The sequence below is a fragment of the Terriglobus sp. 2YAB30_2 genome, from assembly GCF_052114765.1.
Classification (GTDB): domain Bacteria; phylum Acidobacteriota; class Terriglobia; order Terriglobales; family Acidobacteriaceae; genus Terriglobus.
The window spans coordinates 374,768-397,167 of record NZ_JBFRFJ010000001.1 but is presented as its reverse complement, the minus strand read 5'-3'; the positions used below and the strand labels follow the sequence as shown (position 1 = coordinate 397,167).

At 59.7% G+C, this 22,400-nt stretch carries 20 protein-coding genes and 1 other RNA gene; 12 read left to right on the top strand and 9 right to left on the bottom strand.

Going from position 1 to position 22,400, the window contains the following annotated elements; translation table 11 throughout:
• Positions 1–108 precede the first annotated feature (108 nt).
• Positions 109–921 (bottom strand): dolichyl-phosphate beta-glucosyltransferase, encoded by an 813-nt coding sequence (locus tag AB4Y89_RS01505; RefSeq protein ID WP_442299146.1) that lies wholly within the window; start codon positions 919–921, stop codon positions 109–111.
• A gap of 109 nt (positions 922–1,030) precedes the next feature.
• On the opposite strand from AB4Y89_RS01505, the gene sppA reads away from it, so the two are divergent.
• The 3 genes from sppA (at position 1,031) to AB4Y89_RS01490 (ending at position 3,523) form a co-directional block, all read left to right on the top strand.
• Positions 1,031–2,095: a signal peptide peptidase SppA gene (gene sppA, locus AB4Y89_RS01500; protein ID WP_442299145.1), complete on the top strand. Its 1,065-nt coding sequence runs from the start codon at positions 1,031–1,033 to the stop codon at positions 2,093–2,095.
• Positions 2,096–2,218: 123 nt separating this feature from the next.
• The gene (locus AB4Y89_RS01495; protein WP_442299144.1) at positions 2,219–2,545 is read left to right on the top strand and encodes an HU family DNA-binding protein; all 327 of its coding nucleotides are present in this window, start codon (positions 2,219–2,221) and stop codon (positions 2,543–2,545) included.
• A 138-nt stretch (positions 2,546–2,683) separates the two neighbouring features.
• Entirely contained in the window at positions 2,684–3,523 is an 840-nt protein-coding gene (locus AB4Y89_RS01490; RefSeq protein WP_442299143.1) for a CPBP family intramembrane glutamic endopeptidase, read from the top strand.
• Here AB4Y89_RS01490 and cmk read toward each other — a convergent pair.
• The 7 genes from cmk to ffs form a co-directional block, all read right to left on the bottom strand.
• Positions 3,477–4,157: a (d)CMP kinase gene (cmk, locus tag AB4Y89_RS01485; protein WP_442299142.1), complete on the bottom strand. Its 681-nt coding sequence runs from the start codon at positions 4,155–4,157 to the stop codon at positions 3,477–3,479. The genes AB4Y89_RS01490 and cmk overlap by 47 nt on opposite strands.
• On the bottom strand, positions 4,157–6,442 hold the full coding sequence (locus tag AB4Y89_RS01480) for a hypothetical protein (RefSeq protein ID WP_442299141.1): 2,286 nt from the start codon (positions 6,440–6,442) through the stop codon (positions 4,157–4,159). Before AB4Y89_RS01480 ends, cmk begins: the two co-directional genes overlap by 1 nt.
• Before the next feature lie 217 nt (positions 6,443–6,659).
• A complete protein-coding gene (gene mutL, locus AB4Y89_RS01475) occupies positions 6,660–8,618 on the bottom strand; it encodes a DNA mismatch repair endonuclease MutL (RefSeq protein ID WP_442299140.1) in 1,959 nt (652 codons plus the stop codon).
• 278 nt (positions 8,619–8,896) lie between these two features.
• On the bottom strand, positions 8,897–10,441 hold the full coding sequence (gene pyk / locus AB4Y89_RS01470; protein WP_442299139.1) for a pyruvate kinase: 1,545 nt from the start codon (positions 10,439–10,441) through the stop codon (positions 8,897–8,899).
• A gap of 91 nt (positions 10,442–10,532) precedes the next feature.
• Positions 10,533–11,402, bottom strand: coding sequence for a YihY/virulence factor BrkB family protein (locus AB4Y89_RS01465; protein ID WP_442299138.1), 870 nt, complete (start codon positions 11,400–11,402; stop codon positions 10,533–10,535).
• 246 nt (positions 11,403–11,648) lie between these two features.
• Positions 11,649–12,665 (bottom strand): beta-ketoacyl-ACP synthase III, encoded by a 1,017-nt coding sequence (locus tag AB4Y89_RS01460; protein ID WP_442299137.1) that lies wholly within the window; start codon positions 12,663–12,665, stop codon positions 11,649–11,651.
• An 85-nt stretch (positions 12,666–12,750) separates the two neighbouring features.
• An RNA gene (ffs, locus tag AB4Y89_RS01455) (signal recognition particle sRNA small type) lies at positions 12,751–12,848 on the bottom strand.
• A gap of 131 nt (positions 12,849–12,979) precedes the next feature.
• Between ffs and rimO the strand changes: the two genes are divergently transcribed.
• On the top strand, positions 12,980–14,509 hold the full coding sequence (gene rimO / locus AB4Y89_RS01450) for a 30S ribosomal protein S12 methylthiotransferase RimO (RefSeq protein ID WP_442299336.1): 1,530 nt from the start codon (positions 12,980–12,982) through the stop codon (positions 14,507–14,509).
• Positions 14,510–14,571: 62 nt separating this feature from the next.
• On the opposite strand, the gene AB4Y89_RS01445 is transcribed toward rimO, so the two are convergent.
• Positions 14,572–14,910 (bottom strand): hypothetical protein, encoded by a 339-nt coding sequence (locus AB4Y89_RS01445; RefSeq protein ID WP_442299136.1) that lies wholly within the window; start codon positions 14,908–14,910, stop codon positions 14,572–14,574.
• A 192-nt stretch (positions 14,911–15,102) separates the two neighbouring features.
• Here AB4Y89_RS01445 and AB4Y89_RS01440 point away from each other — a divergent pair, with 192 nt between their 5' ends.
• The 8 genes from AB4Y89_RS01440 (at position 15,103) to ribD (ending at position 22,358) form a co-directional block, all read left to right on the top strand.
• A complete protein-coding gene (locus AB4Y89_RS01440; RefSeq protein WP_442299135.1) occupies positions 15,103–15,321 on the top strand; it encodes a DNA gyrase inhibitor YacG in 219 nt (72 codons plus the stop codon).
• Entirely contained in the window at positions 15,311–15,808 is a 498-nt protein-coding gene (locus AB4Y89_RS01435; protein ID WP_442299134.1) for a phosphatidylglycerophosphatase A family protein, read from the top strand. The genes AB4Y89_RS01440 and AB4Y89_RS01435 overlap by 11 nt, the downstream gene beginning before the upstream one ends.
• 162 nt (positions 15,809–15,970) lie before the next feature.
• Positions 15,971–17,026, top strand: a complete 1,056-nt coding sequence (locus AB4Y89_RS01430; protein WP_442299133.1) for a gluconolaconase — start codon at positions 15,971–15,973, stop codon at positions 17,024–17,026.
• Entirely contained in the window at positions 17,023–18,267 is a 1,245-nt protein-coding gene (locus tag AB4Y89_RS01425) for a competence/damage-inducible protein A (RefSeq protein ID WP_442299132.1), read from the top strand. Before AB4Y89_RS01430 ends, AB4Y89_RS01425 begins: the two co-directional genes overlap by 4 nt.
• Positions 18,268–18,320: 53 nt before the next feature.
• The gene (gene plsY, locus AB4Y89_RS01420) at positions 18,321–18,944 is read left to right on the top strand and encodes a glycerol-3-phosphate 1-O-acyltransferase PlsY (protein WP_442299131.1); all 624 of its coding nucleotides are present in this window, start codon (positions 18,321–18,323) and stop codon (positions 18,942–18,944) included.
• A 1-nt stretch (position 18,945) separates the two neighbouring features.
• Complete coding sequence (locus AB4Y89_RS01415; protein WP_442299130.1) at positions 18,946–19,938, top strand: NAD(P)H-dependent glycerol-3-phosphate dehydrogenase; 993 nt, start codon at positions 18,946–18,948, stop codon at positions 19,936–19,938.
• 37 nt (positions 19,939–19,975) lie between these two features.
• The gene (gene ftsY / locus AB4Y89_RS01410; protein ID WP_442299129.1) at positions 19,976–20,962 is read left to right on the top strand and encodes a signal recognition particle-docking protein FtsY; all 987 of its coding nucleotides are present in this window, start codon (positions 19,976–19,978) and stop codon (positions 20,960–20,962) included.
• 271 nt (positions 20,963–21,233) lie between these two features.
• A complete protein-coding gene (ribD, locus tag AB4Y89_RS01405; protein ID WP_442299128.1) occupies positions 21,234–22,358 on the top strand; it encodes a bifunctional diaminohydroxyphosphoribosylaminopyrimidine deaminase/5-amino-6-(5-phosphoribosylamino)uracil reductase RibD in 1,125 nt (374 codons plus the stop codon).
• Positions 22,359–22,400: the final 42 nt, after the last annotated feature.

The window sequence follows — 22,400 nt, the reverse complement described above, 5'->3', positions numbered from 1 at the left end:
AAGCGGTCTCGCTTCGCTCGATACCCCACCCTTCGCTCCGCGAAGAATGGGGCAACGAAGGCATCGCTGCGACAAATATTGTCGCTTTACTCTGTTTTCCGGGAATTTCTACCGCCGTGCTACTTCCACCGGCGCCGGGCGCTCAACCTGCGGCGTGACCATGCTGCTGGTGTCTTTCATTGCGGCGATGTCTTTGTCGTACCGTCCGACCAGCGAGTTCCAGCGGATGATGGCCAGTTCTTCCAGCATCTTGGCGCCGTCTTTCAGGTAGCTCATCTGCGACCGCTCGTCGTGGCCCCAGGTCACCGGAACCTCACGGACGACGTAACGGAGCTTGCGGGCGATGAAAAGAATCTCCGGGTCGAATCCCCAACGTTCGATGCGCTGCAGGCGGAAGATAACCTGTGCCGCGCTGCGGCGAAAAGCCTTGAAGCCGCACTGGGTGTCCTTGTACGGAAGCCCCATCACCAGCCGCGTCATAGCGTTGAAGCAGCGTCCGAAGAAACGCCGGTAGAGCGGCTGATAGATGGTCTGCCGCTGGCGTTCCAGCCAGCGCGAACCGATGGCCACATCGGCGCCGGCATCCAGGGCCGCAAACAGCCGTTCCGCCTCTTCCATCGGGGCCGACAGATCGGCATCCGTAAACATCACCATCTCGCCGGCAGCCTGTAGAAGTCCGTTGCGGACGCTGTAGCCCTTCCCCCGGTTGCCGCGATTGTGGATGAGCTTCAGGCGCGGATGGTGCTCCATCCACCGCTTGACGATGGCGGGCGTCTGATCGGCTGAGCCGTCGTCGACGACCAGTACCTCAGCATCCCATCCACGGTCGCTCACACACGTCAGAACGCGGTCCAGGGTTCTTTCAATACGCGCCTGTTCGTTGAACGCAGGGATGACGATACTGATCTTCGGGTGCTGCATAGCCGGCCTTCGCAATGATAAGGGTTTATCGCCGCTTATCATACTCTTCCTTTAGACGTGAGTGATATGCGCTCAGACGCAGTTTTGCGGTGTACACTCAACGACATCTATGCAGGACGAGTTCCAGAGCCCGCCGCCACAGGATCCACCTCCGCCGCAGTCTCAACCTGCCCCGGCTGCACGGCAGGCCTATACCTACGCTCCTCCTCCGCCACCGCAGCAGCCCTACGGCTACTATGCCGCCCGTCCACCGCGGCGGCCGCGCTCTCCGTGGTTCTGGATCGGCATCATCGGCGGCGCCGCGGTCGTCCTGGTCTGCCTCTTCTCGCTGTTTGTCTATGCCGTCATCAAAGCCGGCGGCGTTGACACGGAGTCCACGGCAGGCGGCTTCGGTTCCGGCGGCAAGATCGGCGTCATTGAAGTAGACGGCGTCATCCTTTCGTCAGACAAGTTCAATGAGCAGCTCCGCAAGATGGCTGATAATGACGACGTCAAAGCCATCATCCTGCGCATCAACTCACCCGGCGGCGGAGCTGCCGCCTCGCAGGAGATCTATCACGAGGTGTTGCGGGTCAAACAGGCGAAGCACAAAAAGATCATTGCCAGCATTGAGTCAGTCGGTGCATCGGGCGCCTATTACATTGCCTCCGGTTGCGACCGCATCTACGCCAATCAGGCCTCGGTCGTCGGCTCCATCGGCGTCATCATGGAGTGGATGAACTACGGCGACCTGATGCGCTGGGCCAAGCTGAAGAATGTCATTCTCAAGGCCGGCGAGCTGAAAGATGCCGGAAATCCCACCCGCGACCTCACACCCCAGGAACAGGCCTACTTCCAGACGCTGGTCGACAACATGCACGTCCAGTTCATTCACGATGTCGCTACAGGGCGCCATGTTGCCGACGACAAGATCAAGCCCCTGGCGACAGGACAGGTCTGGACCGGCGAGCAAGCCCTTCCCCTCGGCCTTATCGACCGCCAGGGTGGCTACCGCGACGCTTTGATGGAAACCGCGAAAGAAGTTGGAATCTCGGGCGAGCCTGGCATCGTTCGCCCCAGAAAGGAGAAGACGGGCCTGCTCTCGGCACTGGTGAACTCCGATCCGGACGATATCTTCCCAAACCCGAGCAAACTGCTGAATGAGGCCCCGGGTTTCTATTTCATGTGGAAGTAACTCGGCAAAAATCTTTGAAACCACCTTCTGCCGTCGTTCGTCAAAACGTGTAAAGCTAAAGCTGTCTCGCATTTACGCGTGATTTTCGGATCCCCCGTACACGCAAGCCCCGAAAGGATGCCGATGACCAAGGCCGACCTCGTTGAAAAAGTCACCGCTCTCGGAGATCTGACCCGCCGCGACGGCGAAATCATCGTCGATACCCTCTTTGACTCCGTGATCGGCGCCCTCAAAACCGGCGACAAGATCGAGATTCGCGGCTTCGGATCGTTCCGCACGCGCCAGAGAAAGCCACGCATCGGCCGTAATCCGAAGACCGGAGCCAAGGTCGACGTCCCGGCAAAGCGGGTGCCGTACTTCAAGCCGGCCAAGGAACTGCGCGACCTCGTCAATCCGAAAGAATCCTCTGATCCCGAGGAGATCGACATCCACCACCCGCCCGCCATGTAAGCAGGCTTTGTCGTTGGACTCCAATCGAACGGCTAAGCATTTTCCCTGTTAATGGATATGCCGGAAGAAGGGTGCAGCCGCGTTTTCATTGCGGAAAACGTCATACATGCGTAGCCCTACACCACCCCCACAGGGAAAATGCTTCGGAACGTAAGCCCCACCCTGAAATTTGTTCTGCTGACGTTCCTGATCGCGTATACGGTCGGGTACGGCCTGCTGTGGCTTTGGCCGTCGTCATCGGGTCTGGCATCGCAATACCTTCCGAGAATCGGCGTCGTCTACGCGCCGGCGATAGCTGCAATGCTGGTGACCGGAAGAGAGGGCATCGGCGGGTTACTGCGGAAGCTCGATCCGCGCGGGCAATGGCTCTGGGTGCCGCTACTGCTGGCCACAGGCGTAGTTTGCACGGCAGCGGCCGCCCTCGTGGTTGGAGTAAAACCGCGAGACCTCACCCATACTGCTCAGGCGTGGCCCTTGTTTGCGGCGCATGCACTGCTTCAGTTCGTGTTCGCCGGATGCGGCGAGGAATTGGGATGGCGCGGGTGGCTGCTCCCGCAACTGATGACTCGTCATCGGACCGTTGTCGCAACCATGATTGTCGCGGCGATATGGGGATGCTGGCACGCTTTCATTCTTCTCAGCGGCCTGCGAACAGCGTCTACGTTTCTGTTCGGCGTATTCGGCTTGTCGTTTCTTTTCACCGCGCTGTGGCAGCGCGTGAATGGGAATATCTTCGTGCTCGCCGTGGCTCACGCCAGCGTCAACGCCCCGCTCTCGTTGCTGAGTCAGCAGAGTGTCATAGACGCCGCGTTCGTGCTGTACGGCCTTCTTGGTCTAGTGGTGCTCATCTGGATGTTGACGCGATCCAATCGCGTGCTTCCTCCATCTGATCGGCAGATTCTTGAAACGGTCGCTATCGCCGAAACGACCTCTATCGCCGCCACTTCTCCAGCACAATCGCCTCCGCCCGAGCCTTAAGCTCATCCAGCGTCAGCGTGGTGGAGTCCACCAGCACAGCATCTTCGGCAGGCTTCAGCGGTGATTCGGCGCGATTACGGTCGCGCTCATCGCGCTCCCGCAGCTCATTCTTGACCGCATCTTCGGTCGGTTGGCCTTCGCTGGGACCGGTCTGCACGAAACGGCGGTGTCCGCGTGCGTCCGCCGAGGCATCAAGAAAGATCTTCACCTCGGCCTTCGGAAAGACGACCGTGCCGATGTCGCGGCCTTCCATGACCACCCCACCCTGCGCTCCCATCCGCTGTTGCGCGGCAACCATCAGGGCACGGACTTTGGGATGAACACTAACCCTTGAGGCGGCCTGGGTTACATCCTTCTCTCGCAACTGAGCGGTGACATCTTCTCCATCCAGAAGCACCTGGTTCCCATTCTCGGTCGGCTGCAGCTCGATGACCATGGTCTCTGCCATAGAAGAGAGCGCCGGCTCATCGTCCAGGGGGAGCCCCAGACGAAGAGCCTTCAACGCGACAGCGCGGTACATTGCACCGCTTTCCAGGTTCAACAGGCCGAAGCGCTTTGCGAGAAACGTGGCGATAGTGCTTTTACCGGCGCCGGATGGTCCGTCAATGGCTACGACGGGCTTGCGATCCACCATTACTCATCACTCTTTTTACGGAACGGCTTCGCGGCTCCGGGCTTGCCGAACTTCTTTGGAACTCCGGACTTTCCACCTGGCTTCGACCCGAACTTCTTGGGCGCTCCGCCAAACTTCTTTGGAGCTCCTCCGAACTTCTTGGCACCGAAGGAAGGCTTACCGCCGTCAGCCTTGAAGGTACGGCGCGGACGATCTTCTCCCGCTCCTTCTTCGCGCTTGCGGAACGGCTTGCGCTCACCGTCAAACGGTTTGCGCTGGAACGGCTTGCGGTCACTATCACCGCCAAAGCTGCGCCGTGCCGGACGTTCGCTACCCGCTCCTTCCTCACGCTTGCGGAAAGGCTTCCGCTCACCATCAAATGGCTTGCGCTGGAACGGCTTGCGGTCACCATCGCCGCCAAAGCTGCGGCGTGCCGGGCGTTCGCCGCCTTCGCCCGCTTCACGCGGACGGAAAGGCTTACGCTCACCATCGAACGGTTTGCGCTGGAAAGGTTTGCGATCGCGGTCACCGCCAAAGCTACGACGGGCTGGACGCTCACCGCCTTCACCCGCTTCACGCGGACGGAAAGGCTTACGCTCACCATCGAACGGCTTACGCGAATACGGCTTGCGCTCACCGTCGCCGCCAAAGCTGCGACGGGCTGGACGCTCACCGCCTGCGCCCGCTTCACGCGGACGGAAAGGCTTACGCTCACCATCAAACGGCTTACGCGAATACGGCTTGCGCTCACCGTCGCCACCGGAACTGCGGCGGGCTGGACGTTCACCGCCTTCGCCCGCTTCACGCGGACGGAAAGGCTTACGCTCACCATCGAACGGCTTACGCGAATACGGCTTGCGCTCGCCGTCTCCACCGAAACTGCGGCGGGCTGGACGTTCGCCGCCTTCGCCCGCTTCACGCGGACGGAAAGGCTTACGTTCACCGTCAAACGGCTTGCGCTGGAATGGCTTGCGATCGCGGTCGCCGCCGAAGCTGCGACGCGCTGGACGCTCACCGCCTGCGCCTTCCTCACGTGGACGGAAAGGCTTACGCTCACCATCGCCGCCAAAGCTGCGACGGGCTGGACGCTCACCGCCTTCACCCGCCTCGCGCGGGCGGAAAGGCTTACGCTCACCATCGAATGGCTTGCGCTGGAAAGGCTTGCGGTCGCGACCTCCACCAAAGCTGCGGCGGGCTGGCCGCTCACTGCCTTCACCGGCTTCGCGGGGGCGGAACGGTTTACGCTCACCACCGGCAGTGCCTTGGTCGGTGCGGAAGCTTCTGCGGGCAGGGCGCTCACCTTCTCCGGACGGCCTGCGCTCCGTGGGACGGCGGTCTGCGGCAAAGGTCTTTTCGGTACGCTGACGAGCGCGTTCGAGCAGGCCCTCACGATCAGGCTCAGACTCGCCGACATCACCCACATCGACACCTTCTTCGCCTTCTTCGGAGGTCACTTCGACAGGAACAATCTCCGGCATCTCCGGCAGCTCGCCGCGAATGTTCAGCAGCGTCTTGCCTTCGAGCACCACTTCATCAAGCTGACGGGCGGCATTCAAGCCGCTCACCGCATCACGCACCTTTGAACGCGCTACCAGAGGCGAGAGAAACACCTCAATCTCATCGAGCTCCGCAACCAGCGCCGCGCTCAGATACAGCGAGATCATTGCCGAGAGGGCCGTCGGCACACCAGCATTGCCACCGGCTTTGATCTGCTTGGTAAACCGCGCTGTAAGCAGCTCCCACTCGGTCTCTTGGTCCCCATCCTGGTACACCGGGATCACGCGCAGCATGGCCCACAAGTCGCTAAGCGCACGCAGCACGGCGGCGTGCGTCAGCTCGCGGCCAAGCTCCGGAAGCAGGTTGGAGACAGTCTGCGGCCCCTTGGACTTCAACACGCTCCAAACCTTCAGTGCGAGTGGCGAAAGCGACGATGCCGCCGGAGCTGCCTTCCAGTTCTTGTCGCCACGCAGCGTGTAGAGATACGGCAGCGCGGCTGCGCTCACGACAAAATCCGGGATATCCCCGGGGGCGGCGCCTCCAAGGAGGAGTAACGGCACCGCTGCTCCCTCACGAACCAGACGGCCCAGCATCTGTTTTGCAGCCTCTGCCTCGGCCACTCCAGGTTCCGCAACTCCACTTACCGCCGAAACGAAGACGGGGGCGGGTGCAGCAAGCTGCGTCTTCGGCGTCCACAGAACGAGTCCCATGCGGTCAACCCACGCACGGGCGTCTTCCAAAATTAAAAGCGCATTGCTGTCCAGCCCAAAGGCGCGACGCCGCGCAAGATCCAATTGCTCACGAGTCATAACCTTTTAAGTCTATCGGCAATTGCTGTCCAGTGCCGCGTCTGGAGCCGTCAGGATGAACTTTAGAGCGTTTTCCCTGTTGCGGGGTACCCCGCAAGGAACGTGCTGTGGCGTTTTCATTGCCGAAAACGCCCATAGATGCGGAAGCCCGCGCTACACCTACAGGGAAAATGCTCTAGCCCGCACTGAATCATGCAATCAGCAATGACAACGGAGCTCAGATACGGTTGAAGGCCCGCTGAATCTCCTTCAGCGAATAACGCAACGCGATCGGCCGTCCATGCGGGCAGCTTGTCGGATGTTGCGTCTTCGCGAGCTCTGCCAGCAGCCACTCAATCTTTGCCGGATCGAGCGGCATATTGATCTTGATCGCCGCATGGCACGCAATCGACGCGGCAATCCTGGTGCGGCGTGCTTCGGCATTCTCAACCTGCCCTGTGCGATCATCCGCCAGCACCTCGTCCAGCAGATGCTCCAACTCTTTGCCCTCGAGGCCAACCGGAGCCGCTTTGACAGCCAGAGTTCGCGGACCAAAGGGCTCGGCTTCAAAGCCGTTGCGGTCCAGCTCATCGGCCAGATCCGCGAAAGCAAGCATCTGCGCCGGCTGCAGATCGACCAGCAGCGGCATCAGCAGCCTTTGCCGCTGCACCGACTCGGTACGGCGCTCACGCAGGATCTTCTCAAACAGAACACGCTCATGAGCGACGTGCTGATCGATGATCCAAAGACCGTCTTCATTCACCGCCAGGATGAAGGAATTGCGTAACTGCCCTACAGCCCGCAATGTCGCCAGCGAATGTAGTGTCTCGGGGCGTTCTTCGCCTTCCTCCGGCGTCGCTGAAGAGCAGGAGTGCCGCCCCGAGACCCGCTGTTCCGGTTCCCGCAGAAATGGCGGCTCATCAACCGGAGCCTCCGTCTGAGGGAAGACAATGCGTTGCTCGGTCGCGAGAAACGGATCTGCCTGCAGCGAAAACGCCGCCGCATCACTCGCCTGCGGATCTCCTTCGGACGCTGGAGGAAGATCAGGCGCACCCGGCATGGGACTGACGTCGATGCGCAGTGCCTCGGCCGCCAGGGGCGAGTCCGTGAGCGCCATCGCAAAACTCATCACCGGCCGTGCCGCCATCAACGCGGTACGGACCGAGTCGCGCAGGAAGTCATGCACGATCGACTGCTGCCGGAAACGGACCTCCGTCTTCGCCGGATGAACATTCACGTCCACCTCGGCCGGCGGAACATCGAGAAACAGCAGCACCACCGGGAAGCTGGTCGGTGGGATGACATTGCGATAGGCCTCCGACAGGGCATGCAGCACCAGACGGTCGCGAATCAGCCGCCCATTCACAAAAACATAGATCGAGTTACGGTTGAGCTTTTGCAGTTCCGGCTTTGAAACAAAGCCACTTATGCGCATCACTCCCGGCTCGGGCGGCTCATAGTTCTCGTCCCGCTTCCATGGCGGCGGCTCCGGAATACCGACGCGGGCAAAGTCAGTCTCGGCAGCGACAGGAATCATCTGGTCCACGGTCTCGCGGCCGAAGATCTGGAACATGCGGTCGGCTGCGGAGGTCACCGCAGGAGCCACCAGCAGGGCATGCGTTGCCGAATGCAGCTCAAAGTGCTTTGTCGGATTCGCCAGGGCGTAGTGCGTCACCAGGGCAGCGACATGCTGTAGCTCAGTCGATTCGCTACGCAGGAACTTCCGGCGTGCCGGAGTATTGAAGAACAGATCCCGGATCGTCAGGGTCGTGCCTGCCGGCCGCCCGAGATCCTCCACCCGCAGGAGCTTGCCGCCCGCGATCTCTACTAGCGTGCCGGCTTCGTCTTCTGGAGCGCGGGTCTCCATCGTCAACCGGGAGACTGAGGCGATAGAAGGCAGCGCCTCACCACGGAAGCCAAGGGTGGCAATCTGCAGCAGGTCATCGGAGCTGCGCAGCTTGGAGGTCGCATGCCGCTCGAAGGCGAGCAAAGAGTCATCGCGCCCCATGCCATGTCCGTCATCGGAGATGCGGATGAGCTTGCGCCCGCCTGCTTCGACCTCGATGCGGATCCGCGTAGCGCGAGCATCGAGCGCGTTCTCCAGCAGTTCCTTAACGACGGAGGCTGGACGCTCTACCACCTCACCGGCAGCAATCTGGTTCGCTACCTGGTCTGACAGCACACGGATACGGCCCATCCGGATATTTTATGGAAAGTTCGATGTGAGGAAAGATGGGCTTAAATACAAACGCCCGCATCCGGAGTATCGGACGCGGGCGCGATCATGAGCTCTACTTGAAAGTACCGCACAGGAAGGCAAAGAAAACGCCGAAGAGGATAAGGAATACCTGCCAGTAGCGGTCGATGAAAGTGTTCTGTGCGTGCGACATCGCGGTAATAATCTCCTTCTGCCATCCTACATGGATAGCCTGTTGCCTGCGAAGTCCATGCGAGTCATCCCCCGGATGACTCGGCTTACTTCTTCTTGGACTTCGACTTCCCTTTAGCCTTGTCCTTCGTCTTGTCTTTCTTGGACTTCTTTTTAGAAAGCGAAAGAGTCGACTCCTGGTCACCGACCATATGCAGACGCATGAAGTTCGTGCCTCCGGACTTAGTGCGGGTACCGGCGACAATGCCGAGAATCTGACGATCCTGCACATAGCCGGCATCGCGCAGAATGTCGTCGGCCATGCTGACCAGAACGTCGGTGTCATGGAAACGGGCACAGAGTACCGGCGTCGTGCCCCACAGCAGCATTGAGCGGTTGATGACCGCCTGATCCGGCGAGAGAACGTAGATCGGGGTCTCCGGACGATACTTCGACAGCAGGCGGCCCGAATAACCGCTCTCCGTAAAGATTGCGATTGCGGTCAGGGCAAGATCCTGGGCAGCCAGGGCCATGCACTCGCAGATGGTCTCAGTAACCGATAACGCTCCGCGGCGTGAAGAACGGACCTTAGGCACAGGATTGTCGCGGATCTGCAGCTCCGTCTCGACGACAATCTTGGCCATCATAGCCACCGCACTGACCGGATACTTGCCGTTTGCAGTCTCGGCCGAGAGCATCACAGCGTCGGTGCCATCGTAGATTGCATTGGCGACGTCGCTGGCTTCGGCGCGGGTCGGGCGAGGATTCTCGATCATCGACTCCAGCATCTGGGTTGCCGTAATGACCGGCTTACGTGCCTCATTCGCCTTGGTAATGATGTGCTTCTGGATCGCGGGAACCTTCTCCGGCGGGACCTCAACACCCAGATCGCCGCGGGCCACCATGATGCCGTCGGCGACTTCCAGGATCGAGTCCAGGTGCTCGATCGCCTGTGGCTTTTCCAGCTTGGCAATGATCCAGGCATCGCTCTTCAACGCAGCCAGCCGGGTCTTTACGTGACGCACATCGTCCGCCGTGCGGACAAACGAGACCGCGACCGTATCGACGCCTTCGCCAATCGCAAATTCCAGGTCTTCCTCATCCTTCTCGGTCAGCGAGGGAACCTTCACCGGAATGCCGGGGAGGTTAATGCCCTTGTTCTCGCCGAGCATGCCGCCATTGAGGATGTCGCAGACTACGTCCTCGCCATTGACCTCGCGGACGATCAGCTCGATCAGGCCGTCGCTCAGCAGGATGCGGGCGCCGGGCTCGAGGTTCTCTGCCAGCGTAGTGAAGGTAGTTCCAACGGCCGCTGCCGTGCCTTCCTTGATCTTCGGGGAGATCGTGAGCAGCTTTCCCTGCTCCAGCAGAACGGGCTTGCCGCCCTTCAGCTTGCCGGTACGGATCTTCGGCCCCTGCAGGTCAGCCAGGATGCAGATGGCCTTCTTCTCCTGCTGAGAGACGCGGCGGACCATCCGGATCAGTTCGGCTTTCTGGGCATGGGTGCCATGTGAAAAATTCAGGCGGGCAACATCAAGCCCGGCACGGACGAGTTGTCCGAAGATGAGCTCATCACTCGACGTGGGTCCCAGCGTTGCGACAATCTTAGCGCGGCGCTGGCCGCTCTCTCCCAGGCTCAAACCATTCAACATGTGCGATTCAGTCCCCTATGGTGCGGCAATACAGCAGTGGTCCGCAGTCATTCTACCTGCTTTGCCCTTGTGGCTGGTTCGACCACAATAATTATCGGTCGTGATGTGGACTGCTGGCCATGCGATGCGCCAGAGCGTGATGTGCTTGACGCACGGCATTGAGCTCTGATCCAAGCAGGACGCTGATGCTCGCCAGATATAGCCAGACCAGCAGTGCAATGCCCGCGCCCAGCGATCCGTAGACCCGCGAGTAGTTGGCAAAGTGCGTGACATACCATCCGAACCCGAGGGTTGATGCGAACCAGAGCAGCGTCGCGAACAGAGCTCCCGGCAAGGTTCGCCGCCACGAAACCGAACTCGGCGTGCCGAAGTGATAGATGAACGACAAAATGCTTACCGTACCCGTAAGGGCGATCACCCAACGTGCGGCAGTTGCAACGAAGTAGATGATGTCGCGTGAATGGTAAGGGGCAAGCACGTAAAACCAGAGAGCGATGTAATGGCCGAAGACGACCAGCACGCTGGCGAGGCCGAGCGGCAGCACCGAGATCGGCACCAGCACAAACGAGGTGACGCGCCGTCTCCAGAAGCCCCATGTTCCCTGGGGAACATCGTAGGCCCGGCGAAAGCCTTCCATCAGCGTCAGCAGGACGCCGGAAGCACCGGTCAGGCTCACGATGGAAGCACCCACCGGCAACCCTGCGCTCGTCTCGCTGGTATGCCGAAAGTACGACGCCAGCAATCCCAGTACCTGCGGCGGCAGTACCCGGTCAAAGATCAGAGAAAACTGCTGCCGGAAGAGAGAGCTGTCCGGTAGCCGCGCGATCACAGCGGCAGTGACGATGAGTGCGGGGAACACCGCAAAGATAGCGGAATAGGCACAGCCCTTGGCCGTGCCAAAGACGTCGTGGTAAAAGCCGTTGCGCGCAGCCAGCCGCAGATGAGCCCAGAATCGGCGCATGAATGACAACAGACTACCTTGATTCAGTGATATCGATGACGCTGACAATCATCTGGCGTGCTTTCAGAGTTAGGAGCATTTTCCCTGTAGGTGTAGTGTAGGGATCCCGTATCTATGGGCGTTTTCCGCAATGAAAACGCCGCTGCACACCCGTTCCGGGCCACCCAGCAACAGGGAAAATGCTCTAGCGGGTTAAAAATATGTGCCGGCGCTTCTTTTGAAGCGCCGGCGTCATTTGTCTCCGTGCTAGATCTCCCAGCGCAGAAGCGTGGAAGCAACGGTAAATCCTGCTCCAACGGAAGCCAGCAGTACCAGGTCGCCCTTCTTCAGCCGTTTTTCTTCCACGGCCGTTCCCATGGCAAGGGGAATCGTGCCGGCAGTCGTGTTGCCGTAACGGTCGATGTTGATGATGACCCGATCTTCGGGCATACCGAGACGATCCGCGGTCGACAGGATGATGCGCTTGTTCGCCTGGTGCGGAATAAAGCAGCCAAGCTCTTCGCCCTTCACGTTATTACGCGTGAGCACAGCCTCGGCCGCCTCTGCCATTTTGCGTACCGCAAACTTATAAACCGCCTGGCCATCCTGATGCACATAGTGCATCTTCTGGTCGATGGTCTCGTGACTGGAGGGGTGAAGGCTGCCGCCGCCGGGCATGTTGAGCGAAACTCCGCCGGCACCGTCAATCTCATGCCAGAAGTCGATCAGGCCAACCTCATCGCCCTCACAAGGCTCAATCAGTACAGCACCCGCGCCATCACCGAAGAGGATGCAGGTCGTACGGTCGGTGTAGTCGAGGATGGATGACATCGTATCGGCGCCGATGACCAGTACCTTCTTGTGAGCGCCGCTCTCCACCAGCTTGGCGCCCACCTGCAAGGCATACGGGAAGCCGGAGCAGGCTGCAGACAAGTCGAAGCCCCATGCACCGCGAGCACCCAGCTTGTTTTGCACCAGGCAGGCCGTGGAGGGGAACATCATGTCGGGAGTCACGGTGGCGACGATGATGGCGTCGACCTCCTGAGGAGAGACTCCACGCGCCTCCAGGCACCTCTTCGCCGCCTCTGCCGCCAGATCGCTGGTTGCTATGCCCTTGTCCACAATGTGACGCTCACGAATGCCCGTGCGCTCCACGATCCACTGGTCGTTGGTTTCGACCATCTTCTCCAGATCGGCATTGGTCAACAGCCGAGGGGGGACATAGGTTCCAAGAGAACTGATCTTCGCCCGCACGCTGACGTGTGGCTTCAACTCAAGAGACAAACGGTCACCTCACACTTCCAGTAGGAAGGATATCGAACCAGCGATGGATTGTAGAGTGGGGGAGACAACTGAAGAGTGCTTTGAAGAGTACCGGGGAGCCTACTGCGCACGTACTGGCCCGTTACCGTTGCTTCCTTCCGGACCTGGCGGGGTTCGCGGGATTACGTCGCGTAGGTCCCGGCACTTGTTTAGTTTAGCAGTGTTTCGAGAAGCCTGCTGATGACACACCGAGGCGTTCCGGAAAGCGGTGGAAATCAGGGTAGAATATTAAGGTGCCTACCCCTGTAAAATCTGGCGATTTCGCGTCTGAAGCTGTGCTCGACCGCGACACCGCGACGCAAAAAACACGTATCGGATTTGTCTCCCTCGGCTGCCCGAAGAACCTGGTCGACTCTGAAGTCATGATGGGCCTGCTGCACCACGCAGGCGCCGAGCTGACACCTCATGCAGAACAAGCCGACATCATCGTCGTAAACACATGCAGCTTCATCGACTCTGCCAAGCAGGAGTCCGTCAACGCCATCCTGGAGATGGCTCAACACAAGACCGCGGGCCGCGCGCAGAAGCTCATCGTCGCCGGCTGCCTGGTCGAGCGCTATCGCGATGAGATCCGCAAGAACATCCCCGAAGTCGATGCCGTCATCGGCACGGGTGAGTTGGAAGCCGTACTCGCAGCCGCAGGCATGGCTCCAGTCAAACAAGAGCCTTCACCCTTCAACATCATCAATGCAATGCCGTCACTCGAGTCTGAGTTGATCGACCGCGCTCCATCGGCGGTGAAGAAGCACTCCCGTCCTGAAGGCGATCTGCGTGAAGAGCAGGGCCGTTTCAGCCGCGATGCATGGGATGGCGCATCGCCTTCCCTGCCTGAGTATCTCTACTCTGACGAGACACCGCGCATTCTCACCACACCGAAGGCCTCGGCATATATCAAGATCGCCGAGGGCTGCGATCACCCCTGCACCTTCTGCATCATTCCGCAGCTCCGCGGCAAATTCCGCTCACGCCGGATGTCGTCGATCATTACCGAAGCCGAGTCGCTGGTGAAGCAGGGTGTCCGCGAGATTACGCTGATCGGCCAGGACACCACCTGCTACGGCGAAGACCTCGGCCTGAAGGACGGTCTGGCACAACTACTCGATGCCCTGGCACAGATCAACGTTCCCGGCATCGGCGGCATCAAGTGGCTGCGATTCCTCTACGCCTATCCCAACAAAGTCACACCTCTTCTTCTCGAGACCATCGCGAAGCACGACAACATCTCCAAGTACCTGGATGTTCCGCTGCAGCACGCCTCGCCTACTGCCTTGAAGCGTATGAAGCGTGGCGGTTCCGGCGACATCTTCCTGAAGATGATCGAACGCGCCCGCGCAACCGTACCCGGCATCGTGCTGCGGACCAGCTTCATCGTCGGCTTCCCCGGTGAGACCGATGCTGAGTTCGAAGAGCTGATGGATTTTATCCAGAAGGCACAAATCGACTGGCTGGGTGTCTTCTCTTACTCAGATGAAGAAGGCGCCAAGGCCTTCGATCTGGACGAGAAGGTGCCTTCGCGCACGATCGAGTCGCGCCGCCGCAAGCTGATGCGCCTGCAGCAGAAGCTCAGCACCAAGGCAAAGAAGGCCTGGGTGGGACGCGAAGTCGAGATTCTGGTCGAGGGTCCGAATGAAGAGACACCTTTGCTGTGGGACGCACGCACCATGCTGCATGCTCCTGAGATCGACGGTAAGGTGCTCATCAATGACTTTGGGCCGCACGAGGCGTTGGTTCCCGGCACCTTCTATCGCGCGGAGATCACCGAATCGCATGACTACGATGTAGTCGCCCGCATCATCGAGCAGTAATCATCCAGACACAGTAAAAAAGGCCCCGTGATGGGGCCTTTTTGTTTTCTGCTTTCCTTGCGTTAGAAACCGCCGTTTGCCTTCGCATCGTTGATCGCCTTGCTGTAGCCGGAGGTGAAGGCAGAGCGATATGCATCACGCTGATCCTTCTTCACGCGGGCAGGCGGGTTCTTGTACAGGTGCGAGCTGGTGGGGTCGATCTTACGCTTGGCCAGCGTATCCAGTTTGGCCGCCTCCATGCCGTCCTTGTAGGCCTGCTCCTGTTCCGGAGAGCCTGCGAACGAGCCGTTGTACTGCGCGGCGGTAGGGGACTGGGTCTGCTGGGCCAGCGTCATAACCGAGGAGCTGGCAAGGATGGCCGCTGCTGCGAGCGGCATAACAAAACGGATTGTTTTCTTCATGCGGTATTACCTTTCTAATTCCTTCAACGACGTACTGCGGTACTGCCGACTGCGTACTGCTTTACTTCCGGCGTGAAATCTTACGCCCCGAATACAGACGTTGCCAAATGCGCCGGCGCTGCTATTTTTCTGCTATTTTTTCCGGTTTTTCACGGTACACAGCCAAGGGTGTACCTTGGAGAAGGAAAACCGATGGCTCAGAACAAGGCACTCCGCTGTCCCACCTGCCGCGCGCTGGTGCTGGAAAAGAACAACGACTTCCCGTTTTGCAGCGACCGCTGCCGCCGGATCGACCTCGGCAAATGGGCTTCGGGAGATTACCGCATCTCTTCCCCAATTCTGGATCCTGAAGTATTGGAAGGACTTGCGGAACATGCCCGGCGTCCGCAGCAAGACAACGATGACGACTAACGCACGCAAAACCACTTGGGCATGGGTTGTCGGCACTTTTTTCGGTTCGGGCCTGCTCAAGCCAGGTCCGGGAACCTATGGATCAGTGCTCGCAGTACTGATCTGGCGTCTGCTGGCCTTCTTTCTTGACCTTACCCGGCCACAATTAGCGCTTCTGACACTCGTCCTCGCCATCCTGGCGACGGTCATCGGTATTCCCGCGGCAACCCGCGTCGCCCGCGAGAGCGGCAGCAAAGACCCGCAGATGGTGGTGATCGATGAGGCAGCCGGCCAGTGGGTTGCGTTGCTCTTCGCCGCTCCCATCTGGAAACACTACGTGCTGGCGCTGGTGCTCTTCCGGCTCTTCGACATCCTCAAACCGCCGCCGGTTCGCCAGCTTGAACATCTGCCTGAGGGCACGGGAATCATGGCCGATGACTTGATGGCGGGGGTCTACGCGCTGATCTGTTTCGTGCTGATCGCGCACTTCGCCTTCCCCAATTTTTAGATATATTGCCAAATTAGCCCCGAAACTGGGTGCCCCATCCATCGCGGATCCGGGGTCCCCAACGAACTTGTTCGCCGGGGACCCAAAATCCCACCCAGAGCATGGGCATCTCGAATTTGCCTCACGCAGCGCGAAACTTCCCACCTGCGTTAGGCTTAACCCATGGCAGCAGCCTTTCGTTTTGGGTCAAATGTCGAAGCGCCTCACCTCGACTCGGTAACACCACTGGCAGCCCTGCCGAACGGCGAGTTCCAGGTACAGGGCAAAGCTCTGGGTGTGTATGAAGGGCATCTGCCGACTGTCACCATCGGCGATGTGCCTGCGCGGCTTGCTCTCTCGCGGACTTCCCGCCTGTCGGTTCGAGTACCGGAAGGTTCTATCACCGGGGACCTGGTCGTCCGCTCTCACGGCTCAGCCAGCAATCCCCTTCCCGTGAGAGTCGCGGTTCCCATGGCGGACAACCTGCATCCTGTCGCTAATCCGGCAGTCGACGCACAAGGCAATGTCTATGCCACGCTCTCCGGACCGCGCAATCAGAAGACACCTGTTTCGATCTTCCGTATCGATCGCGACTTTCAGGTGCGCCCTTTTGTGCGCGACCTGATGAACCCTACCGGGCTTGCCTTCGATGGCGAAGGCTATCTCTACGCCAGCTCTCGTGCGGAGGGCATCGTCTACCGCATCTCGCCCACCGGAGCGATGACTGTATACGCCGAAGGCATGGGGGTCGCTACCGGGATCGCCTTCGATAATGACGGCAATCTGTTTGTAGGCGACCGCAGCGGAACCATCTTCAAGATCGACCGCGAGCGCCAGATCTTTGTCTACGCCACGCTCGAACCCAGCGTCGCAGCCTATCACCTTACCTTTGACACAACCGGCACTCTCTTCGTAACGGCGCCGACGACCTCCAGCCGCGACCATGTGTACACCATTAACCGCAATGGCGAGGTGGACACCTTCTACAACGGACTGGGACGCCCCCAGGGCTCTGCCTTTGATATCGACGGCAACTTCTATGTCGCGGCATCGCTGAACGGACAGCGCGGCATTGTGCGCATCACACCCAGGCGAGAGGCATCGCTGATTGTCTCCGGTAGCTCGATTGTCGGGTTCTGCTTCCTGGAAGACGGCTGTGCCGCCATCGCTACCAATAACGCGCTCTATCACGTCGAACTCGGCATCGAAGGGCAGCTTCTGCCATCTACAAATTCATGAACGCAGAGATTATCGCGATCGGCTCTGAAATGCTGACGCCGCATCGCCAGGACACCAACTCGCTCTTTCTGACCGACCGTCTTAACTCGCTTGGAGTTACGGTCGATTTCAAGACAATTGTCGGCGATAACTTCACCCATCTCACGGGTGCTATTGCGACAGCGCTATCACGGGTTGATATTGTGCTGCTCTCGGGTGGCTTGGGGCCAACAGAAGACGACCTGACGCGCGAGGCCGTCGCCTCTGTCCTCAAGCTCAATCTGAAGCGGAACAACGATCTGCTCGCCGGCCTTCATGCACGCTTTGCCAAACGCGGCATCACCATGTCCGACAACAACGCCAAGCAGGCCGATGTCATCGACGGCGCGGTGGTATTGCCCAATGCCAATGGATCGGCTCCTGGGCAGTTTATGGACACAGTCTTCGGCAAGCATCGCAAGCTCGTCATCCTTCTGCCCGGGCCGCCAAAGGAACTGAAGGCGCTGTACGACGCTGAGGTGCGGCCGCGGCTGCACTCTGTCTTGCCGCCCCGATTCATCACCAAACGCATGCTGCGGATCGCGCTGGTACCGGAATCGACCGTAGACGCAAGGGTTGCCCCGATCTACAAGGGCTACAGTGATGTGGAGACCACGATCCTGGCGCACAACGGCGAGATCCAGCTGCACTTCCAGTACGCCGGCGTATCCCTGAACCAGGCACAGGCCCGCGTCGATGAAGTCGCCAGCCGATGCGAACAGGAGATGGGAGACGACGTCTTCTCTTCGCATGGAGAATCTCTGGAAGAGGTGGTGCAACTGCTGCTGGGCCTGAAAGGCGTACGCGTCGCAACCGCCGAGAGTTGCACCGGAGGCTGGCTGGCACAGCGTTTAACCTCACTGCCCAATGCATCGCGCACCTTTCTTGGCGGAGCGGTTGTCTACTCCAATGACCTGAAGAGCAGCTTTACCGATGTCCCCGCATCTGTCATTGAAGCCTTCGGTGCAGTCAGTGGTGCAGTTGCCCGCGCGATGGCGGAAGGCATCCGCACCCGGACCGGCGCGGAGATCGGTATCGGCATTACCGGCATCGCCGGGCCAGGCGGAGGCACAGACGAGAAGCCCGTGGGTCTGGTGTTTGTGGCGCTTGCCGACGGACAGGATACCGATGTGAAGAAGCTGAGCCTCGGTGGAGACCGCGAGCGTATTCGCTGGTGGGCGACACAGAATGCGCTGGATATGCTGCGCAGAAAGCTGATGTGACGTTGCTCTAAGGCGGGACTTACAAGGACCTTGCTACACTCACCTCTGACGCAATGAACCCCTGGCTTCTCACTCTCGTCCTTGCCTACCTGTTGGGATCAATTCCCTTCGGCTACATCCTTGTTCGTGTCTTTCTCAAGCAGGACATCCGCAAAACCGGCAGCGGCAATACCGGCGCTACCAACGTAGCGCGCTCCGGCAAGAAGGGCCTGGCGATTGCCACCTTGCTGCTGGATCTGCTGAAGGGTGTCGCCGCGGTGATCATCGCCCGTCATATCGCCGCAGCACACGGGATGAACACAGAGGACATGGCGGCAGCCGCCGCAGCGATGGCGATTCTTGGCCATATCTTTCCCGTGTGGCTCCGCTTTCGCGGCGGTAAGGGAGTGGCCACCGGCCTCGGTGTGTTTCTTGCAATCTCACCGCTGACGACGCTGTGCTGCCTGGCTGTCTTCATCGTGATCTTTCTGCTGTGGAAGTATGTATCCCTGGCCAGCATTGTGGCAGCGGCAGTCTTTCCTGTTTTCGCCTTTCTTTTCTCGCACGGCAATGTAAGCCCGATTGTTGCGGCAAGCTTCGTTGTGATTCCCGCGGTCATCATCTTCAAGCACCACTCGAATATTCAGCGGCTGCTCAAGGGAACGGAAAACCGCTTCGGCAAAAAGAAGGTCGCCTAGGATGAGCCGGATCACTGTACTGGGAGCAGGAGCATGGGGCACAGCACTCATGTTGTCTTTGGCACGCCGTGGCGGCCATGAGCTGACACTATGGGCACACACCGAACAGGACGCCACGGAGATGCGCGCCCTCAAGGAGAACCGCAGATTTCTTCCCGGCTTTGCGCTGCCGGAAGATCTGAAGATCACGACTTCGCTGGCAGAGGCAATTCCCTCTTCCCAGATTGTGTTGTGCGTCGTTCCGTCCGAACATCTGCGCACCACTTTTGTCGATGCGACCTCGCTCCTTACGCCAGACCATGCCGTCATCTCAGCGACCAAGGGCGTTGAACAAGGCACATACCTGCGGATGAGCCAGGTGATTGAAGAGTTGACGCAAGCCAAAGTAGCGGTGCTCTCGGGCCCCTCTTTCGCACAGGAGGTTGCCCAGGGGATGCCGACCGTGGTCACCATCGCATCGAAGGACCGCACCCTGGCGCAACAGCTCCAGTCGGACTTCTCTTCTTCGACCTTCCGCACCTATGCGAATGACGACGTCGTCGGTGTCGAGCTGGGCGGAGCGTTGAAGAATGTCATCGCTCTCGCCGCCGGAGTCGTTGCCGGTCTTGGACTCGGACACAATGTCGCCGCGGCCCTGATGACACGTGGCATCGCCGAGATCACCCGCCTTGCCGTAGCCTGCGGCGGACGTCCCGAAACGCTGGCCGGCCTTTCGGGCCTAGGCGACCTGGTTCTGACCTGCACCGGCTCTCTTTCGCGCAACCGCACCGTCGGCATTGAGCTTGGCAAGGGTCGCAAGCTGCCGGAGATCATCGCCTCGCTCAACGGCAAGGTTGCCGAGGGTGTACTCTCTACCTCCGCGGCGCTGGGACTCGCGCGCAAGCACGATGTGGAGATGCCGATCACCCAGCAGGTGGAGGCAATTCTTCATGAGGGTAAGGCCCCCATGGAGGCAATCCGCGAGCTGATGACCCGGTCTCTGCGGGCTGAGTAAGCCATCGGCCCTCTGTGGGAGCGATACACTATAAGAGATGGCTATTCAGACACTCTTCGGTTCGCTGAAGGACGACGAGCCCCGTAAACCGGAACAGGAAGAGGAAGCTTCACGCGGCTTTTTCGGCCGCATGAAGCAGGCGGTCACCCGCACGCGCGAGAACCTGAGCGCGCAGCTTGACCAGGCCCTCTCGTTTACCCGGACAGTTGATGAGAGCGATCTCGAAGACCTGGAAGCGATTCTGCTGACAGCAGATATCGGCCTTTCCACCACAACGGAGATCATCGATCGTCTGCGCGAACGAGCCAAGCGCGAAGGCATCGAATCCGGCGCCGCGTTGAAAGACCTGCTCAAGCAGGAGATCAAATCCATCCTCGATGATGTCCAGCGCCTCGTGCGCCCGCCGTCAACGCCACCGGAGGTAATCCTGCTGGTCGGCGTGAACGGTACCGGCAAGACGACCACCTCCGGCAAACTCGCAGCCTTCTTCCAATCACAGAATCGGTCGACGCTGCTGTGTGCCGCCGATACCTTCCGCGCCGCGGCCATTGAACAGCTCGAGGTCTGGTCACAGCGCTCGGGCGTGCCGATCGTCAAGACACGCCAGGGCGGCGATCCTTCGGCGGCTCTCTTTGACGCTCTCGATGCCGCCAAGAAGCGTGAGACACAGGTCGTACTGGTCGATACTGCTGGACGTCTGCACACCAAGACAGGCTTGATGGCTGAGCTCGACAAGATGCGCCGCATCGCACAGAAGTTTGTTGCGGGTGCTCCCCATCAGGTATTTCTGGTCATCGATGCCACCACCGGGCAGAACGGCCTGCAACAGGCACGCCTGTTTACGGAGAGCGCCGGTGTCACCGGCATTGTGCTCACCAAGCTGGACGGTACAGCCAAAGGCGGAATTGTCGTTGCCATCGCACACGAGTTGAAGTTGCCTGTCGTCTTCTGCGGTATCGGCGAGAAGATGGAAGATCTGCTGCAGTTTGATTCGGCAGCGTTTGTCGAAGGGCTGTTCAACTAGAAGAGACAAACTGACCTCGAACCGTCTTTGTCTATTTTGTAGTGACAAGCCCAAGTTAGCTTCGGCAGCTGGAAGTTGATAACAGAAGAACACGCCCGTTGGGCGTTTCTTCCAATTCTGAGATCAAACAGGTTCGAGCTGCGCTCGAACGTCCTACCCATCGCGTTGCGATGGATGGGGCACCCAGAGTATGGGCTCTCAAATATGTCGCGCGTTGCCCGCTCCCAGCCATCCCATCACTCCCCAAGCAGCTACGATAGAGAGCAAGCCGATGGAACTGATAGACGACATTCGGTACATGCAGCAAGCGCTGGCGTTGGCGCGTGAAGGCATAGGCCTCGCTTCGCCGAATCCCACTGTCGGATGCGTGCTGGTAAAAGGCGACCAGGTCATCGGACGTGGCTTCCATATTTACGAGCATCGGGATCACGCGGAGATCGTCGCGCTGAAAGAGGCCGGAGGCGATGCTGAAGCTGCAACCGCCTATGTCACGCTGGAGCCCTGTAGTCATCATGGCCGTACCGGCCCGTGCGCGGACGCACTCATCCATGCCCGTGTTGCCCGTGTCGTAGCAGCGACAGTGGACCCCAACCCTCAGGTCGCCGGTCAGGGCCTGGCCCGGCTGGCGCAGGCCGGCATCCAGGTCACAGCAGGCCTGCTACAGGAAGAAGCCCGCGCGCTGAACAATGCCTTCGCAAAGTGGATCGTTACCGGGTCACCCTACGTTGTCCTCAAGGCTGCACTCTCCGTCGACGGATATCTGGCGCCTCCTCCTCAGACCCGCTATAGCCAGGAACCTCACTGGCTGACGGGCGCGGCGGCGCGAGCCCATGTACAGCAGATGCGGCATGCCTCTGACGCTATCCTGACCGGGATCGGCACAGTACTGGCTGACGACCCGCTGCTTACGGATCGCACCAATCTGCCGCGCAGGCGCAACCTTCTGCGGGTGATTCTGGATACGCATCTGCGGCTTCCCCTCTCCAGCAAGCTTGTCGCCTCTGCCGATGATGATCTGCTGGTCCTATGTCATGAATCTGCTCCGGCGGCATACGAAGATGCCTTGCTCGAACTCGGTGTCCAGGTGGAGCGCATGCAAGCGCCGCAACAGCACATCGACCTGGTAAACGCCTTGCGCACTCTCGCTGAGCGGCAGATCACCTCAGTACTCGTCGAGGGCGGAAGCCGTCTGAACGCAGCCTTCCTCGCCGGCGATCTCGTCGATGAGGTGAATCTCTTCTATTCGGAAGCCGAACTTGGCCATGGAGCCGTTCCCTTTGCTGAAGGCGGGCCGTCTCCTTATCTGCTGGAGCAGCGGCTGAACCGTCTATCGAAGACAGAGTTCGGCTCCGACACTTTGGTTACTGGATATCTCCGCGATCCCTGGGGCAGTTAGAGCATTTCTCCTGTTGCTGGGTATCCCGAAAAAGCTAGCAGT